Origin of the sequence: Microcella sp., from assembly GCF_051860105.1 — a bacterium.
Classification (GTDB): Bacteria; Actinomycetota; Actinomycetes; order Actinomycetales; family Microbacteriaceae; genus Microcella.
Genome location: NZ_JBHYEO010000017.1, coordinates 14,110 through 30,687, shown reverse-complemented (window position 1 = coordinate 30,687; position 16,578 = coordinate 14,110). Strand labels below are relative to the sequence as shown.

Annotated in this window: 15 protein-coding genes; 7 read left to right on the top strand and 8 right to left on the bottom strand. The window is 71.1% G+C overall.

Features of this window, described 5'->3' with window-relative positions:
• Positions 1 to 7 precede the first annotated feature (7 nt).
• Both ACTIE9_RS10020 and ACTIE9_RS10015 read right to left on the bottom strand, forming a co-directional pair.
• Positions 8 to 1,555 (bottom strand): ABC transporter permease, encoded by a 1,548-nt coding sequence (locus ACTIE9_RS10020; protein WP_439565434.1) that lies wholly within the window; start codon positions 1,553 to 1,555, stop codon positions 8 to 10.
• Positions 1,531 to 2,286, bottom strand: coding sequence for an ABC transporter ATP-binding protein (locus ACTIE9_RS10015; protein WP_439565433.1), 756 nt, complete (start codon positions 2,284 to 2,286; stop codon positions 1,531 to 1,533). Before ACTIE9_RS10015 ends, ACTIE9_RS10020 begins: the two co-directional genes overlap by 25 nt.
• A gap of 344 nt (positions 2,287 to 2,630) precedes the next feature.
• Here ACTIE9_RS10015 and ACTIE9_RS10010 point away from each other — a divergent pair, with 344 nt between their 5' ends.
• The 4 genes from ACTIE9_RS10010 to ACTIE9_RS09995 all read left to right on the top strand — a co-directional run bounded on the left by ACTIE9_RS10010 (position 2,631) and on the right by ACTIE9_RS09995 (position 5,895).
• Positions 2,631 to 3,323, top strand: coding sequence for an NTP transferase domain-containing protein (locus ACTIE9_RS10010; RefSeq protein ID WP_439565432.1), 693 nt, complete (start codon positions 2,631 to 2,633; stop codon positions 3,321 to 3,323).
• Between the two features lie 94 nt (positions 3,324 to 3,417).
• Positions 3,418 to 4,215 (top strand): ABC transporter permease, encoded by a 798-nt coding sequence (locus ACTIE9_RS10005; protein WP_439565431.1) that lies wholly within the window; start codon positions 3,418 to 3,420, stop codon positions 4,213 to 4,215.
• The gene (locus tag ACTIE9_RS10000) at positions 4,215 to 4,964 is read left to right on the top strand and encodes an ABC transporter ATP-binding protein (RefSeq protein WP_439565430.1); all 750 of its coding nucleotides are present in this window, start codon (positions 4,215 to 4,217) and stop codon (positions 4,962 to 4,964) included. Before ACTIE9_RS10005 ends, ACTIE9_RS10000 begins: the two co-directional genes overlap by 1 nt.
• 64 nt (positions 4,965 to 5,028) lie before the next feature.
• A complete protein-coding gene (locus ACTIE9_RS09995; protein ID WP_439565429.1) occupies positions 5,029 to 5,895 on the top strand; it encodes a hypothetical protein in 867 nt (288 codons plus the stop codon).
• Here ACTIE9_RS09995 and ACTIE9_RS09990 read toward each other — a convergent pair.
• The gene (locus ACTIE9_RS09990) at positions 5,831 to 7,129 is read right to left on the bottom strand and encodes a CDP-glycerol glycerophosphotransferase family protein (RefSeq protein ID WP_439565428.1); all 1,299 of its coding nucleotides are present in this window, start codon (positions 7,127 to 7,129) and stop codon (positions 5,831 to 5,833) included. The two genes, ACTIE9_RS09995 and ACTIE9_RS09990, sit on opposite strands and share 65 nt — an antisense overlap.
• Positions 7,130 to 7,294: 165 nt before the next feature.
• On the opposite strand from ACTIE9_RS09990, the gene ACTIE9_RS09985 reads away from it, so the two are divergent.
• Complete coding sequence (locus ACTIE9_RS09985; protein WP_439565427.1) at positions 7,295 to 10,156, top strand: CDP-glycerol glycerophosphotransferase family protein; 2,862 nt, start codon at positions 7,295 to 7,297, stop codon at positions 10,154 to 10,156.
• Between the two features lie 4 nt (positions 10,157 to 10,160).
• On the opposite strand, the gene ACTIE9_RS09980 is transcribed toward ACTIE9_RS09985, so the two are convergent.
• The 4 genes from ACTIE9_RS09980 to ACTIE9_RS09965 form a co-directional block, all read right to left on the bottom strand.
• Positions 10,161 to 11,210, bottom strand: coding sequence for a glycosyltransferase family 2 protein (locus ACTIE9_RS09980; RefSeq protein ID WP_439565426.1), 1,050 nt, complete (start codon positions 11,208 to 11,210; stop codon positions 10,161 to 10,163).
• Positions 11,211 to 11,296: 86 nt separating this feature from the next.
• On the bottom strand, positions 11,297 to 12,727 hold the full coding sequence (locus ACTIE9_RS09975) for a S1C family serine protease (RefSeq protein WP_439565425.1): 1,431 nt from the start codon (positions 12,725 to 12,727) through the stop codon (positions 11,297 to 11,299).
• 176 nt (positions 12,728 to 12,903) lie between these two features.
• The gene (locus ACTIE9_RS09970; protein WP_439565424.1) at positions 12,904 to 13,467 is read right to left on the bottom strand and encodes a PKD domain-containing protein; all 564 of its coding nucleotides are present in this window, start codon (positions 13,465 to 13,467) and stop codon (positions 12,904 to 12,906) included.
• A 236-nt stretch (positions 13,468 to 13,703) separates the two neighbouring features.
• Positions 13,704 to 14,261, bottom strand: coding sequence for a hypothetical protein (locus ACTIE9_RS09965; RefSeq protein WP_439565423.1), 558 nt, complete (start codon positions 14,259 to 14,261; stop codon positions 13,704 to 13,706).
• 177 nt (positions 14,262 to 14,438) lie between these two features.
• On the opposite strand from ACTIE9_RS09965, the gene ACTIE9_RS09960 reads away from it, so the two are divergent.
• Positions 14,439 to 15,071, top strand: coding sequence for a TetR/AcrR family transcriptional regulator (locus ACTIE9_RS09960; RefSeq protein WP_439565422.1), 633 nt, complete (start codon positions 14,439 to 14,441; stop codon positions 15,069 to 15,071).
• Between the two features lie 4 nt (positions 15,072 to 15,075).
• Here the strand turns inward: ACTIE9_RS09960 and ACTIE9_RS09955 are convergent, their stop codons facing one another.
• Positions 15,076 to 15,468, bottom strand: coding sequence for a response regulator (locus ACTIE9_RS09955; protein WP_439565421.1), 393 nt, complete (start codon positions 15,466 to 15,468; stop codon positions 15,076 to 15,078).
• 152 nt (positions 15,469 to 15,620) lie between these two features.
• Between ACTIE9_RS09955 and ACTIE9_RS09950 the strand changes: the two genes are divergently transcribed.
• The coding region (locus ACTIE9_RS09950) for an aminotransferase class I/II-fold pyridoxal phosphate-dependent enzyme (protein WP_439565454.1) at positions 15,621 to 16,578 on the top strand (958 nt) is incomplete at its 3' end.

Sequence of the window (16,578 nt, the reverse complement as noted above, 5' to 3'; positions counted from 1 at the left end):
GGCTCGGCTAGGTGCGCAGCACGAGGTCGAGCAGCTCGGGGGCCCGTCGCCGGAACGCCCGGCCGCCGATGACGATGCCCAGCAGCAGCATCCCGACCCCGGTCGCGGCGCCGGCGATACCGGCCACCGCGAACCACACGGGCGACGTGAAGCCCCAGATGGCGGCCGTGAGCGCGGGGGCCATGAACGCGAGGGTCGCGAGAAGCGCGAGCGATTGGGTCCAGCCCGCCCGGGCGCCGAGCGTCGGGGGCTGGTCGAACGGCCCCGCGCCCGGGCGAGCCGCCGGGTAGGCGCCGATCGCCGACGAGACGCTCGCGACGCCGAGGCCCGTGAGCAGGAGGCCGAGGCTCACGCCGATGAGCGCAGGCAGCACGCCGTCGACCCCCGACCAGAGCGCGAACAGCGGCGCCAGCACGAGCACGAGCGGCACGCCAAGCAAGAGCGGCGGCACGCACCGGCCCCAGCGGTCGGCAGCGCCCGGCACGGGAGCGGCCACGTGCATCCAGACGGCGGTGTGGTCGTAGGCGACGTCGTTGTGGGCGAACCAGCCGAGGAAGAGGGCCAGCACGGGCAGCGGCACGAGCCAGAGCGGCGGCAGCGGCGCCCCGGCGACCGCGAACGCGAGCATCATGATGACCGGTGCCACGGGCAGCGCGAGAAGCACAGCGCGGTACCGGGCATCGCGCGTCCAGTAGAGAAGGCTGCGGGCGGCGATGACCCCGGCCGGGGTCGCCGGAACGAGGTCGAACCACCCGAGCCCCGTGGTCGTGGCGGCGCTGCGCGGGCGCTGGGGCGCCTCGACGAGTCGGGCGACGATCCACCCCCAGCCCCACACCAGCACGGCGATCATGATGGCGCCGCCGAGCAGCCGCGCGAGCAGGGGGGCGAGGGCGCTCGCGGGCACGGCCCAGAGCATGCCGAGCGGGGTGTTGGCGAGCGTGCGGGCGATCGCGATGAGGATGTCGTCATCGCCGCCCGCCCGAACCGCGAGCACGGTCGTCGTGGCGGCGGCGAGGGCGATGACGATGACGGCCCGCGCGACGCCGGTGACGAGGCGGCGGGCGGAGGGCGAGACGGCGAGCTGGGCGCCGACGGCGACGAGGTACTGCGAGATCAGGATGATCGCCACCGCCGCGAGCACGCCCGCCACGATGGCGGCGCCCGCGGTGGGGGTACCGGCCCAGGCCCGCTCGAGCCCGATTCCCAGCACGGCGGCGAGCACGCCGGGCAGCCCGACGGCACCGGCGGCGGCGAGCGACACGGCGAGGCGCCGGGGCTCGATCGGGAACGACGCGAATCGTCGCGGCTCGAGAGCCGAGCCGAGACCGGCGCTCAGCGGCGCGACGGCGACGGCGAGGGCGAGCGATGAGGCGACGATGACGAGACCCGCGCGATGGCTCGCCAGCCGCACGTCGATCGCACCCGACAGCACGATGATCGCCGACCCCACGGCGATGGCGAGAACGATGACCGCGAGCGTGCGGGCGAGCGTCGCTCCGGGCCGGAAGGCCGACCCGAGCAGCGCCAGCTTCAGTCGGAGAACGTGGTCAACCATTCGAGGCCCTCCACGGCGACGCGGCCGCCCGCGAGATCGACGAAGCGCTCTTCGAGGCTCTCGCCGGCCCGCACATCGTCGATGGTTCCCGAGGCGAGGATTCGGCCCGCGACGATGACAGCGACACTGGTGCAGACGCGCTCGACCAGATCCATGTTGTGGCTCGAGAGCACGACGGTGCCGCCCGCCGCGGCGAATCGCTGCAGCAGCTCGACGGCCTGCGCGGTCGACACAGGGTCGACCGACTCGAACGGCTCATCGAGCACGAGCACCGACGGCGAGTGGATGAGCGCCGCCGCGAGCGAGATCTTCTTGACCATGCCGATCGAGTAGTCGCGCACGGGGCGGTCGAGGGAGCCATCGAGACCCAGCGCGACGGCCAGATCGTCGGTGCGGGCACGCGCCGCGTCGCGATCGAGGCCGTGCAGCACCGCGGAGTAGTAGAGCATCTGCGCCCCCGTGAGGCGATCGAACAGACGCATCCGGTCGGGAAGCACGCCGAGCTTGCTCTTCGCCGCGGCCGGCGTGCGCCAGACGTCGGTGCCTCCGACGACGACACGCCCCGCATCCGGACGAAGCAATCCCGTGATCATCGACAGGGTCGTGGTCTTGCCGGCCCCGTTGGGGCCCACGAAACCGAAGACCGCCCCGCGGCGCACCGTGAGACTGACGTCGTCGACAGCGACCACGCCGCCGAACGACTTGCGCAGCCCGGTCACCTCGAGAACCACCGGCGGATCGGGAACGACCTTCTTCGCCCGCGGGCGCGGGGGGCTGGTGCGTGCGGCTGGTTTCGCGGTCTTCACCGGGGGTTTCGCTGCACGGCTCGCGGCCGACCGGGCGGGCTTCCCGGAGCGCTGGGGCGATGCTGGCGAGGATTCCACAGGCTCAACGCTATCAACCGGGGCGCGCCGCGCCGCGCCTCCTGATCACCTCCGGGCGCCGGGTCACAGTTCGGAAACAAAGGGTGAACAGATCGTGACCATCCGGGGCCCGGGCCGGTACGATCGGATAGCACAACGGTGTGTCCCCATTCTCACGTCGTCTTCACGACTGACACATCAGGAGCCATCACATGACCACTCAGGTCGTCATCCTCGCCGCCGGCATGGGCAGCCGACTCGGCCGCGAGCTGCCGAAGCCCCTCACCGAGCTCAACGACGGGCGCACGATCATGCGCCAGCAGCACGACAACATCGCCGCTGCCTTCGGCACCGACGTGACCATCACGACCGTCGTCGGCTACAAGCTCGAGCACATCATCGACGCCTTCCCCGAGGTCGAGTACGTCTACAACGAGCAGTACGACCAGACGAACACCTCGAAGAGCCTGCTGCGCGCGCTCAAGGCGACCGGCAAGCACGGCGTGCTGTGGATGAACGGCGACGTCGTCTTCGACCCGCAGGTGCTCGTGCGCGTCGCGAGCCTCGTGCACGCCGACCGCTCGTTCGTGAGCGTCAACACTTCGACCGTGAGCGACGAAGAGGTCAAGTACACCGTCGACGCGGAAGGCTTCATCCAGAAGCTCTCGAAGACCGTCGTCGGCGGCCTCGGCGAGGCCGTGGGCATCAACTACATCTCGAGCCGCGACAAGGCCGTGCTCATGCACCACCTCACGCGCTGCGCCGACCAGGACTACTTCGAGCGCGGCATCGAGCTCGCGATCGAGCACGACGGCATCACCGTCGAGCCCGTCGACATCAGCGACCTCTACGCGGTCGAGATCGACTTCGCCGAAGACCTCGAGCGGGCCAACCTGCACGTCTGAGCCGTCGGCTCCCCCGAGAACCGAGTCCGACCGCGCACGGCTCGACGCCCGATTCGCGGGCGAAGCGATGCGCGTGGCGCTAGCGTTGTCGTTCGTGACCTCCGCCCCGCCGCCGCGCCCCGAGCGCAGCCCCGCGCAGGTGTACCGGCAGTCGCTGTGGCTGCTCACGAGCCGCGACCTCAAGGTGCGATACGCCACCTCGTTCCTCGGCTACCTCTGGTCGGTGCTCGACCCGCTCGTGATGGCGATCATCTACTGGTTCGTCTTCACGCAGGTGGTCGACCGCACGATCGGCGCCGACCCGTACATCGTCTTCCTGCTCGCCGGCCTGCTGCCCTGGATGTGGTTCAACGGCGCCGTGGGCGACGCGACGCGCGCGTTCATCAAGGACGCGAAGCTCGTGCGGTCGACGCGCATCCCCCGCACGGTCTGGGTCACCCGCATCGTGCTCTCGAAGGGCATCGAGTTCGTCGCCGCGCTGCCCGTCATCGTGGTCTTCGCGATCATCTTCGGGGCCGAGCTCACGGCCGGTGTCGTCTGGCTGCCGGTCGCGGTCGCGCTGCAGGCCGTGCTCACCGTCGGGCTCGGGCTCATCATCGCGCCGCTCGTGGTGTTCTTCCGCGACCTCGAGCGCGCGGTCAAGCTCATCCTGCGCTTCCTGTTCTACGCCTCGCCGATCATCTACGGCCTGAGCGACCTGCCGGGCGGGCTCGACGTCTGGGCCTCGTTCAACCCGCTCGCGGGCATCATCTCGCTGTACCGGGCGAGCTTCTTCCCCGATCAGCTGGATGCCCGCGCCGTGCTCATCGCGGCCGTCATGAGCCTCGTCATCCTCGGTCTGGGAGTTCTCGTCTTCCGGCGCATGGAGCGCGCCGTGCTGAAGGAGGTCTGATGACGACCGAGACGGTCATCCGCGTGTCGGGAGCGGGCATCCGCTTCCGACGCAATCGTCGTGGACGGCGATCGTTCAAAGACCTGTTCGCCGGTTCGAAGCGCCGCTCGCGGCCCGACGAGTTCTGGGCGCTGCGCGGCGTCGACGTCGAGGTGCGCGCCGGCGAGGCGATCGGCGTCGTGGGCCGCAACGGCCAGGGCAAGTCGACGCTGCTCAAGCTCGTCGCCGGCGTCATGCTGCCCGACGAGGGCGCGGTCGAGGTGCGCGGCGGCGTGGCACCGCTCATCGAGATCACGGGCGGCTTCGTCGACGACCTGACGGTGCGCGAGAACCTGTATCTCACGGCCGGCCTGCACGGCATGTCGAAGACCGAGATCGACGAGCGCTACGACGAGATCATCGACTTCGCCGAGCTGCGCGACTTCGTCGGCACGCCCTACAAGCACCTGTCGAGCGGCATGAAGGTGCGCCTGGCGTTCTCGGTCATCTCGCGCCTCGAAGAACCGATCCTGCTCGTCGACGAGGTGCTCGCGGTGGGCGACAAGGCCTTCCGCGACAAGTGCTACGCCCGCATCGACGCGCTGCTCGCGGGCGGGCGCACGCTGTTCTTCGTCTCGCACAACGAGCGCGATCTGAAGCGCTTCTGCACGCGCGGCCTCTACCTCGACAAGGGCGAGCTCGTGCTCGACTCCTCCATCGGCGAGGTGCTCGCGGCGTACAACCGCGACTACGGCAGCACCACCGTCTGACGCCCGCCCGACCACCGCCCAGCAGCCGCTCATACACTGGGATGCGCGACGTCAGGAGGAACCGGTGACCCTCACCCCGAGCGAGCACGACGACGCGGTCGCGGCGCCCCGTGCCACCGACCGCGGCCCGCTGCAGGGCATCCCGATCGATGATGTCGCAACGGTCGGCCCCGCGGCCGCGGCCCCCGAGGTCGACCCGCTCCTCGTGCGCGGGCTCCGCGCCGCGATGTCGGCGCAGAGGCCCGCCGTGCTGCTGCACATCCGATCGATCCGGCGCCAGTACCCCGCGGCGACGCCCGAGCAGGTCGTCATGATCCTCGAACGGCGGTTCCTCAACAGCGTCACGCTCACGGGCGCGGGCAGCGGTGCCGCGTCGCTCATCCCCGGCGTCGGCACCGCGCTCGGGCTCACCGTGATCGGCGTCGAGACGGTCGCGTTCTTCGAGATGACCGCGCTGTTCGCCCAGTCCGTCGCCGAGATCCACGGCATCGTCGTCGATGACGAAGAGCGCGCCCACAACCTCGTCATGGCGCTCATGCTCGGCGGGCCGGGCAAAGACCTCGTGCAGCAGTTCGTCGGGCAGGCCACGGGCGTCGGCCCCGACCGCACCCAGTACTGGGGCGAATCGATCACGGCCGGCATGCCGAAGGCTCTCGTCGGCCTGCTCAACAAGCGCCTGCGCGACGAGCTCGTCAGGTCGATGGCCGTCAAGCAGGGCGGCAGCATGGCCGGCCGCCTCGTGCCCTTCGGCATCGGCGCCGTCATCGGCGGAGCCGGCAACCGGCTCATCGGCGGCAAAGTGGTGCGCACGGCCCAGCAGGCCTTCGGCCCGGCACCGGCGCGGTGGCCGGCCGAGCTCGACGCGGTTAGTCCTCCGAAGGAGCCTCGTCCTCGTCGTCTTCGTCGTCGAAAGGGTTCGACTCCGACGTGATCGGATCGTGCGCGTGGAGCGCCGCGACCCGGTTCCACTCGGCGTAGAGCGCGTCGACCGCGGCGTGGAAGCGCGCCGTCGCCGCGCCCGGAGTCGTGTCACCGAAATACCGTCGCACCCAGTGCGTGAGCGTGTCGTGGGCCTCCGCGCTCGTCAGCACGCGGTCGACGAGCGGCACCACGCTCGCGGCGTCGTCGGCGTGCAGCCACTCGCAGGCGCTCAGGTACCCGGAATCGTCGATCTCGGCCTCGGGCGACGCGGGCCGCGCGATGATGATCGGCTTGCCGGTCGCCAGCCGGTCGTAGACCATCGCGGAGATGTCGGTGATCGCGACATCGGCGGCGGCGAGCTGCCAGCCGAGCGCGGCCCCCGTGTCGTGCACGTGCTGCGCTGACGGGTCGGCGGCGTTGGCGCGCTCCAGAGCCTGAATGATGCGCCGGTTGGCGTCGCCGTAGGCGCGGCTCACCACCCCGCTGCGCGGGTGGGGACGGTAGACGATGCGGTGGCGGCCGGTCGCGAGCAGGGCATCCACGAGGGCTTCGCCATGGCTGGCGATCGAGCCGTACGCCGCCGCGGGGCGGTCGCCCTCCCAGGTGGGCGCGTAGAGCACGACCGTGCGGTCGTCGGGCGCGTACGGCGTCTCGCCGGCGAAGTGGTCGGCCTGCGGGCGCCCGATCTGCAGGGTCTTGCGATCGAGGTCGTAGTCCCAGAGCTTGCGCGCCAGCCGCTCGCGCGCCGCCTCACCCGCGATGAAGGCGTAGTCGTAGGCCTTGTACTGATTGGTGGTCATGTACATCTTGTCGGACTCGCCGTGGTTGATGAACACATGCCACATGCGGCCGTAGCGGAACATCTGGAAGTTCTTGGTGTTCTGGTTGACGTAGAACACGATGCGCAGCGGCTGCTCGACGACGAAGCGCTCGAGGTCGGTCACCTTGCGCAGGTAGACGGACGGCACGGGCGATTCGTCGAGCAGCGTCATCATGGTGCCCGGGCTGCGGCTGATGATGGCGACCGGATGCTCGCGCGCGAGCTCGGCGAGCGGCGCGTACCACTGACGGATCTGGTAGAGGTTCACGCGCGTGTCGGCGAAGTACACGGCGATCTCGATCGTGCCGGGGGCCGCAGGTGTTTCGTCTTTCAGCCGCTCGGCAAGAGCGTTGCGGTTGCGGCGCGAGCGCAGCAGGTTGCGCACGATGCGGCGCGCGGTCTTGGCCTGGCTCAGAATCGACACGATCCTGATTCTCCCAGCGGGCGCCCGGGCCGCTCGGCCAAACAGCCACACCGTTACCGACTTGTTCGCAATTCAGGCTGAGCGAGGCACCCCATCGAGCTGTGCGGCGTATTCCGCTGTTCTGCCTGAGTGGCGAACGGCTGATGCGTGACAGAATCGGGCGCGATGGCCCGCTTCACGTTCAGCGCCGGCAATGCGCGCGCGCTCGCTCGCGCCCCGCTCTACGCGCTCGGGGCGCTCGCCGCCGTGCTCGTGCCGCGCAGCCCCCGCCGGTGGGTGTTCGGCTCGGGCATCGGCCTGGGCGAGGGCGCGCTGGTGCTGCTCGAGCTGACGGCCGCACGCGAACCGGAGCGCCAGCTCACGTGGCTCGCATCGAGCGCCGACGAGCTCGCCGAGGCACGGGCGCGCGGCCTGCGGGCGCTGCCGAAGCGCGGGCCGCGCGGGCTCTGGGCCACGCTGCGCGCGGGCGTCGTCGTCGTGACGCACGGGTTCGGCGACGTCAACCGCTTCGGGGTGAGCGGCGCGCGCGTCGTGCAGCTGTGGCACGGCATCCCGCTCAAGCGCCTGCACCTCGACACGGGAGCCGCCCTGCGCCTGCCGCTCATCGGCTCGTTGCCGGGCGTCGGCCGACTGATGGCCGCGCTCTACCGGCGGGCGGGGGCCCAGATCACGCTGTTCCCGGTCGCCTCCGAGCTCGTGGCGGCGCGCATCCGCTCGGCGTTCGGGCTGCCGGCATCGCGCGTGATCGTCACGGGCGACCCGCGCGACGACGTGCTGCTCGCGGGCACGCCCGACGCCCGGCGCTCGACGGCGCGCGCGCTCGTATCGGCGGCGCTCGTCACGGCCGGCGGCGCTCCGCTTCCGGATGCCGGACCGGTCGTGCTCTACGCCCCCACCTGGCGCGACGGGGCGGTGGATGCCGCGATCCCGACCCCCGCGGAGTGGTCGCAGATCGCCACCTGGGCCGACCGCGCGGGCGCGACGCTGCTGATCCGCTCGCACCCGCTCGGCGCGGGCTCGTATGCGGAGGGCGCCGCCCGCTCGCCGCGCATCCGGCTGCTCGGCCGCGAGGCCCTCACCGAGGTGACCCCGGCCCTGCCGGCGCTCGACGCCCTCGTCACCGACTACAGCTCGATCGCCTTCGACGCCGCCATCGCGGGGGTGCCGAGCGTGTTCTTCGCCCCCGATCTGGCGAACTACCTGGCGACGCGCGGGCTGTACCAGCCCTACCGCGAGTTCAGCGGGGGCGAACCCGCGACGACGTGGGTCGAGACCCTCGAGCGGCTCGAGGCCGTGCTCGGGGGCGGCCCCGCCCTCGACGACGCCCTCGGGCACGCGGCCTGGCTACGTGACGAGGTCGTCGATCACCTCGACGGCCGGGCGACGGAGCGCGTGCACGCCGCGATCGTCGCGCTGCTCGGCGAGTCGGATGCCGTCGACAGTCCGCCGCCGATTGCGCACGAGACGGGTCCATCGGTCGCGAATGACCGACTCGTGGTCGAGTCGGCCGTCATTCGCGACCGATCGACGCACCCTATGCACGACGGTGCCGAACTCGTGGTCGAACTGACGGGCAGGTCTCCCCGCCCGGTCGAGTCGCTCGCGTTGGTGGGCGCTCGTCACGTCATCGCCGCCGACATCGCGCAGCAGGGCGACCGGTTCACTGCGGGCTTCCGTGTGATCGGCGAGCGCTGGGGAACCCCGAGGCTCGCGCCACCGAGCGGCGACTACCGGCTCGAGACCCGGTTCGAGCACGCCGTGCACCCGACCGCTCGAGCGGTCGTCACGGCCGACACCGGCCCGGCGCTGCGCACCGACCTCCTGCGCGCCGAGCTGCGGGCCGACGCCGGAACCCTCGTGCTGCGCGTCGCGGCCCCGCTCGACGATGACGAGCGCGGAGCATCCGCCCAGAAGCGCCTCGAGCGGCAGTACCGCCGCCGCACCGCGACCCCCGAGAACGCCGTATTCTTCGAGAGCTTCTACAGCCAGACGGCGGCCTGCAACCCGCTCGCGATCGACCGCGAGCTCGCGCGCGTGCGCCCTGACGTCACGCGCTACTGGTCGGTCGTCGACCGCTCGATCGCCGTGCCCGAGGGCGCGGTGCCGATCATCGAGGGCTCGGCCGAGTGGTGGCGGGTGCGCGCCGACGCCCGCCTGCTGGTCGTCAACGACTGGCTGCGCAAACGGTGGATGCCCCGCCGCCACCAGACCGTGCTGCAGACCTGGCACGGCACCATGCTCAAGCGCCTCGCGCTCGACCGCGACGGCGTGAGCCTGCGCACGCGCATCGCCGTGCGGCGCGAGAGCCGGCGCTGGTCGGTGCTGCTGGCGCAGAACGCCTACGCGGCGGAGATCTTCCGGCGCGCGTACGCCTTCCGCGGGCCGATCTGGGTCGAGGGCTACCCCCGCAACGACGTGCTGGTCGAGGGCGACGCCAGAGCACGCCGTGCCGTGCGCGATCGGCTCGGCCTGCACCCCGAGCAGCGGGCCGTGCTCTACGCGCCCACCTGGCGCGACGACACCCGCCAGCTCGTCGACTACCTCGACCTGCCGAGCCTGCCGGCCGCGCTCGCCGAGCTGCCGGGCGAGCACCTCGTGCTCGTGCGCGGCCACAGCCGCACGCTGCGGCACGGCAGCGACCTCGACGCTGCAGGCCTGCTCGACGTGACGACCTACCCCGACATGGCCGACCTGCTGCTCGCGGCCGACGTCGTCGTCACCGACTACAGCTCGCTCATGTTCGACATCACGGCGACCGACACCCCGCTCGTGCTCTTCGCCCCCGACCGCGAGCACTACGAGCGCGAGCTTCGCGGGTTCTACTTCGATCTGCTCGCCGAGGCGCCGGTCGCGGTGACCGAGAACCGTGCCGCGCTCATCGCTGAGCTGGCGCGGCTGGCGGAGTCGCCCGAGCCGGCAGCGGCATCCCCCGCCCTCGACGCGTGGCGGGCACGCTTCACCGCGCACGATGACGGGCGTGCGGCCGAGCGGGTGGTGGCCCGGATGCTCGCCGAAGGTCTGCTCTAACGCGTCACGACTCGATGCGCGAGCGGTCGACGGCGTCGCGCGCGCCGACGGCGAGTCCGCGCAGGAAGCCGGCGCCCCAGCTGTAGTGCATGACGACGATGACGCCGACGAACGTCGCGCGGTCGGCGATGGTGGTGCCGCTCGATCGGGCGATGAGGAGCAGAGCCAGCAGCACGAGGTAGAGCAGCGGCCCCAGGTAGACGAGCGACAGCAGCCAGGCGGCGAGCCCCGTCACGACGCCCGTCAGCTCAAGCACGAGCAGCACCACGCTCACCGCGCTCGCCAGCACGAGCGCGGGCGGTGCGAAGTAGCGCAGCGAATTGCGGCCGCCGAGCCGGCGCACGAGCTCGCCGCGCCAGATGCCGGTCGCGGTGAACTGCCGGGCGAGCTTGCCCCAGGTGTCGCGCGGCCAGTAGGCCACCCGCAGGGCAGGGTCGAGCCAGACCAGGTGGCCGGCCTCGCGCAGGCGCAGGTTGAGCTCCCAGTCCTCGCCGCGCTTGAGGCCCTCGTCGTAGAGGCCGACCTGCTCGAGCGGTGCGCGACGCATGATGCCGAGATAGGCGCTCTCGGCGGGGCCTTCGGATGCTCCGCCGTGGTACGCCCCGCCCCCGAGCCCGAAGCGGCTGTTGTAGGCCCGCGCGATGGCCGACTGCACGCGCCCGCGACCGGTCGCCACCATGAGGCCACCGAGGCTCGCCGCGCCCGTGCGCTGCATCGTCGCCACCCCGAGGGCCGTGTAGTCGGCGGGCAACTCGGTGTGGGCATCCACCCGGATGATCACATCGTGGGCGGCGGCGCGGATTCCGAGATTGAGGCTGCGCGGAATCGACAGATCGGGGTTCTCGACGATGCGGATGCGGTCATCCGTGGCCGCGCGGGCGTGCACGCGCTCGGTCGTTCCGTCGGTCGAGGGGCCGAGCACGACCACGAGCTCGCGCTCGCCCGCGTACTGCTGCGCGAGCACGCTCTCGATCGCGTCGTCGATGTAGGCCGCTTCGTTGTACACCGGCATGACGTAGCTGACGCCGGGGTGCGACGCTGCAGGCTGGCCCATAGCGTCGAGGCTACTGCCTCACGACGAGCCTGTAGCGGCGCGAGGGGGCCCGACGGTGTCGTCGGATCCCCCTCGCGCCACGGGGCCTACTGCAGCTCGCCGAGGGTGACGGTGACCTCTTGCGCCTGGCCGCCGCGCACGTAGGTGAGCGTGGCGCTCGCCCCCGCGGGCTGCACCCGCACCTGGGCGGTGAGGTCGACGCTGCCGGCGATCGGCACACCGTTGAAGCGGGTGATGACGTCACCTGCCCGCAGGCCGGCGACCTCGGCGGCGCCGCCGGGCAGCACGCTGTCGACGAGGGCGCCGACCACCGTGCTCTCGGCGTCGTTGATCGAGTCGGTCACGCTCGCGCCGAGCAGGCCGTGGCTGGCCGACCCGTTCTCGATCAGCTCAGTGGCGATGCGCTGCGCGAAGTTCGACGGGATCGAGAAGCCCACGCCGATGCTGCCCGACTGGCCGCTGCCGCCTCCCGCCGTCGCGATCGCGACGACGATGCCGATCAGTCGGCCCTCGTCGTCGAGCAGGGCGCCGCCCGAGTTGCCGGGGTTGATCGCGGCGTCGGTCTGGATGACCGGCAGCGAGACGGTGCCGGAGGTCAGCGGCCGGGGCTCGGTCGAGTCGGTGCCGGGAACATCGAAGTCCCAGAAGTCGAAGGGCGCGTCGGAGCCGTTGTCGGGCTGCACCTGGTCGAGCTGCTGGTCGGGCACGGCCGACGAGCGCACGGTGATCGATCGGTTGAGGGCCGACACGATGCCGTTCGAGACCGAGCCGGCGAGACCCAGCGGTGCGCCGATGACGACCGTGCGGTCGCCCACGTTGAGCGCGTCGGAGTCGCCGAACTCGATCGTCGGCAGCCCCTCGGCCCCGTCGAGCTTCACCACCGCGAGGTCGGCGATCGGGTCGCTGCCGACGAGCTCGGCGTCGAAGATGCGGCCGTCGGAGAGCGTCACGCGGATGCTCGGAGTGAGCGTCGCCCCTTCGAGCGTGGCGACGTGGTTGTTCGTCAGCACGTAGCCATCGGCGCTCAGGATCACGCCGGAGCCGTTGCCCGACGAGCCGCCGCCGGCGACCGTGAGCGTCACGACGGCCGGCATCGCCTTCGCGACGACGGCGGTGACGAGCGTGGCATCCTCCGGGTCGGTGACGGTGATCGAGGTGGGCATTGCCGGCGTCGCGGTCACCGAGGTCGAGTCGGTCGCGAGCACGGCGGCGACGACACCGCCGCCCGCGACGCCGCCGATGAGGGCGCCCACGGTGAGCATGCCGAGCAGCGGGGCCATCGCGAGTTTGGGGCGCGCGGGTGCCGCAGCGGCGGGCGGCGGCGCGGCGGGCAGCCCCGTGGCCGACGCCTCGGGAGCCGCGGGCGTCTCCGCCGCGATCGGCATCTGAGGTGCAGTGGGCGTCTCCGGCGCGGCGGGGGCAGCGGTCGCTGCCGACTCGTCCGGGCGGGGAGTGGGGAGCGGCGCCGTGGTGTCCGGGGTGTCGGGCGTGTCAGGCGTCTCGGTCGAGCTGGTCATCGGGAGGTGCTCCTTTCGGCGCTGTCAGCGTCCTCCGCAAACCTGTGCATTCTATTTGGCTCGCCTGAGCGCCTCCCGACGCTTCACCCAACCGCGCCTTGGTCGGAAGGGGAACCGTCGGCGTCGCGCGGGCTCGGGTGCCGGCACCGATGCGGGCGCGGCACGGGATGCCCGCGTCAGCAGCCGGGGCCTGCTGGGGCGCGGCCGCAGTCGCGGTCGACGAGCACGGTGACCGCCTCGCCCGCCGTCGCGATGAGGTCGTTGGCCGGCAGCACGATGATGCCGCTCATGGCTCTCCAGCTTCCGCCGGCGAAACGGTATTCGGCGGTGTATTCGACGTCGAGTTCGATCACGTACGTTCCGGATGCCCGATACACGTGACTCGTCGGCGTCGCGTCGAACTCGCGCAGGCCGAGAGCCTCCCAGCTCGCGCCCGTCGTGCCGAGCCTCGCCGACTCGCCGTCGCCGTAGCGCCAACGGTAGGCCTGCGGGGTGAACCGAACGTCGGCTGGCGACCCGAGCAGGGTGCCGGCCACGACGTGCCGCTCGATCACGGCGACGAAGTTCGTCGGAAGCCCGACGACCATCCAGCCGTCCGGCTGCATGTATTGGATCGCGGGCTGCGGCCGGAAGACGGCGAGGTCGCTCCAGGTGACGCTCGGGATGCCCGGCGCGGGGTCGGCGGGCTTGTCACGACCGTCGCCGTAGCAGAGGCCGGCGAACACCTCCTCGCACGGCATCGGGGGGAGGGTCGACGTGCCGGACTCGCCACCTGGACCGCCCGGGCCCGGGGACCCCGGCGAGCCCGGGTTGGTCACATTGCCGGAGAGGGTCGCGCCCCCATCGCCGACCTCGCCCCCGACGTTCGGGCAGCCGCCCAGCACCGCCGCACCTTTGTCGCACTCAGGTGCGGGGCTCGCGATGGCCACGTTGGGTACAAGCACAACCAGAAGCGCCAGGGCGAATACCCATTGGGTCAAGCGCACACGCCACCACCACCCCAGACCGTCTCACTTTCGAGACGGAGGAATCCGTCATCGTTGCTAGAGAAGAGTGCTTCGTACTCGATGAAATCCTGTCGTTGCGGGTCCACCACAGAAACACCACTCAGATCGACGACATCGACATCACCCACGAATACGCAGGTGTATATCTGGACTTCCGCGTTACCTGGCTCTCCTGGAATGTGCTGCTGAAGAACGACAGCTTCGAGACGGGAAGACCCAGTGGCCCGATACGAGTTCTCACGGAAGACGTTGAAGCCCTGAGACTCAGATTCGTAGACCTCGTCAGAAACCAACGGTTTGAGTCGTTCTGGTTGCTGCCCTCCGTCCTGGAGGATTTCGCCAGAGACGAGTAGAAACTCCTCATACGCCGCGGTCGCGGCCGCGAGGGCCTCCTCGTCGGAGGCGAAGAGCGGCTCCGTTGCCGCGGGCGGCTCCGCGGGCGGGATGCGCGTCGACTCGGTGCACGCCGCGAGCGAACCGACGACGAGTAGGAGCGGCAGAGCGACCAGGGCGAGGCGGCGAGACATGCACGTCACCGTAGGGCGAGACCGGGCATCCCGAGGCGATTCTCCACACCGCGAGCGCCCGCGAGCGATCCGATCTGCGCCCCGAACGAGGTACACAGATTCGTCTGTCCGCCACCTACACTGAAACAGCCACTGAACTACCACCAAACCGGGGGCAATCGAATGACGCAGTCCCACGTGACCGACGTCGAGGTCATCCTCGACGCCGCCAGCGACATCCTCATGAACGACGGCTACTCGGCTGTCACGCTCGCCTCGATCGCGTCGCGCGCGCGAGTCGATGTCGACGAGGTGAGCGACATGTTCCCGACGGCGAACGACGCGATGGTCGCCATGCTCAACCGAGAGTTCCACGGCATGTACGGGGTGGTCGTGCAGAACATCGAGCGCGACCCGCGGGGCGGGCTGCTCTCGCGCATGTACACCTACATCCTCAGCGCCGTTTACGAGCGCCCGCTGGCGAAAACCCTGTTCGTGATCGACCGCGAAGCGCTCAACTCGATCATGCGCAACTCGCACAGCTACTCGTACACCCCCACCGTCGGAATCCGCGGCGAGCTCATCGAGGCGCTGCAGGAGGTCGGCATGGTGCGCTCCGACGTGGATGCCCGCATGGTGTCGAGCGTGCTCTCCGCCTGCTCGGCCGGGCTCGCCCTGACGGCCCCGCACGATGACCTCGGCCTCATCATCGACGGGCTCTCGACGCTGCTCTCGCGCGGGGTCGACGCCGACGTCGACGACACCAGCCCCGGCAAGGCCGTGTTCTTCGACTGGGCGACGAAGCTCGCCACTCCGCGCAGCGGCGACTGATCGCTCAGGCGGCCGCGCCGCGGTCGATCGCCGCGGCGATCACGGCGAGCACGCTCGCCCGCGAGTAGGGCTTGTCGAGGAAACCCGAGATGCGCCCGGCGATCGGTGTCGGGATGCTCTCGCGGGTGTGCACGCCGCTCGCGAGCACGACGGGAATCTGCGGATGGGCATCCTGCAGGCGCTCGACGAGCGCGAGGCCGTCCATGCGCGGCATGGTGATGTCGCTCAGCACGGCCGAGACGCGGTGCTGACCCGTCTCGAGAACGGCGATCGCTTCGACACCGTCGGCCGCTTCGATCACCGCGTACTCCGCGATCTCGAGGGCCTGACGCAGAACGCGTCGAATCACCGGCTCGTCGTCGACGATCAGCACCACGTCTCGCCGATTCACCACCACGCCCTCAGTGTGCGCGCACGGCGTCGCCGCCTCAAGAGGGTCGACGCCGCGATGTTCGCACGACGAACATCATGCGTCCGCATTCATTTTCGCGGGGCCGGTACGCTGACGCTGTGAGCGTCGAACGGCCATCGAACGAGCGGGCCCCGTGGATGCACGCCGCGCGCTCCGCCGGCCTCGTCGGCCGTGACGGCACGGTGCGCCCGACGATCTTCGCCGAGATGTCGGCGCTCGCCCTCGAGCACGGCGCGGTCAACCTGGGGCAGGGCTTCCCCGACGACGACGGCCCGGCCGAGGTGCTCGAGGCCGCTGTCGAGGCGATCCGCGCGGGGGTCAACCAGTACCCGCCGGGCCGCGGGGTCGTCGAGCTGCGGGCGGCGATCGCCGAGCACCAGCAGCGCTTCTACGGCCTGACCGTCGACGCTGAGAGCGAGGTGCTCGTCACGGCCGGGGCGACCGAGGCGATCGCCGCGAGCCTGGTCGGGCTCGCCGGCCCGGGCGAGGATGGGGGCACCCTCGAGCCGGTCTCAGACTCCTACGCCGCGGGCATCGGGCGCAGCGGTGCTCGCCACGTGACGATCCCCCTGACCGAGCCGGGCTTCCAGCCGATCGGTGCCGCGATCGACGCGGCGATCACCGACCGCACGCGGGTGATCGTGCTCAACTCGCCGCACAACCCGACCGGCTCGATCCTCGCGGCCGAGCACGTGGAGCGGATTGTTGCGGCGGCCGCGCGGCACGATGCCGTCATCGTCAGCGACGAGGTGTACGAGCACCTCGTCTACGACGGCGAGCGCCACCGGCCGATCGCCACCTACCCCGGCGCGGCCGCGCGCACGCTGACCGTGTCGAGCGCGGCGAAGACCTTCAGCGTGACCGGCTGGAAGATCGGTTGGGTCACCGGCCCGGCCGCGCTCATCGAGGCGGTGCTGGGCGTCAAGCAGTGGCTCACCTATGTCAACGGCGCCCCCTTCCAGGGCGCGGTCGCTCGCGGACTGCGGCTCGGCGACGCGTTCTTCGACGGGCTGCGCGCCACGATGCAGCGTCGTCGCGACCTGCTCGCCGCCGGGCTCGTCGATGCGGGCTTCACCATCGCGCCGACGGCGGGCT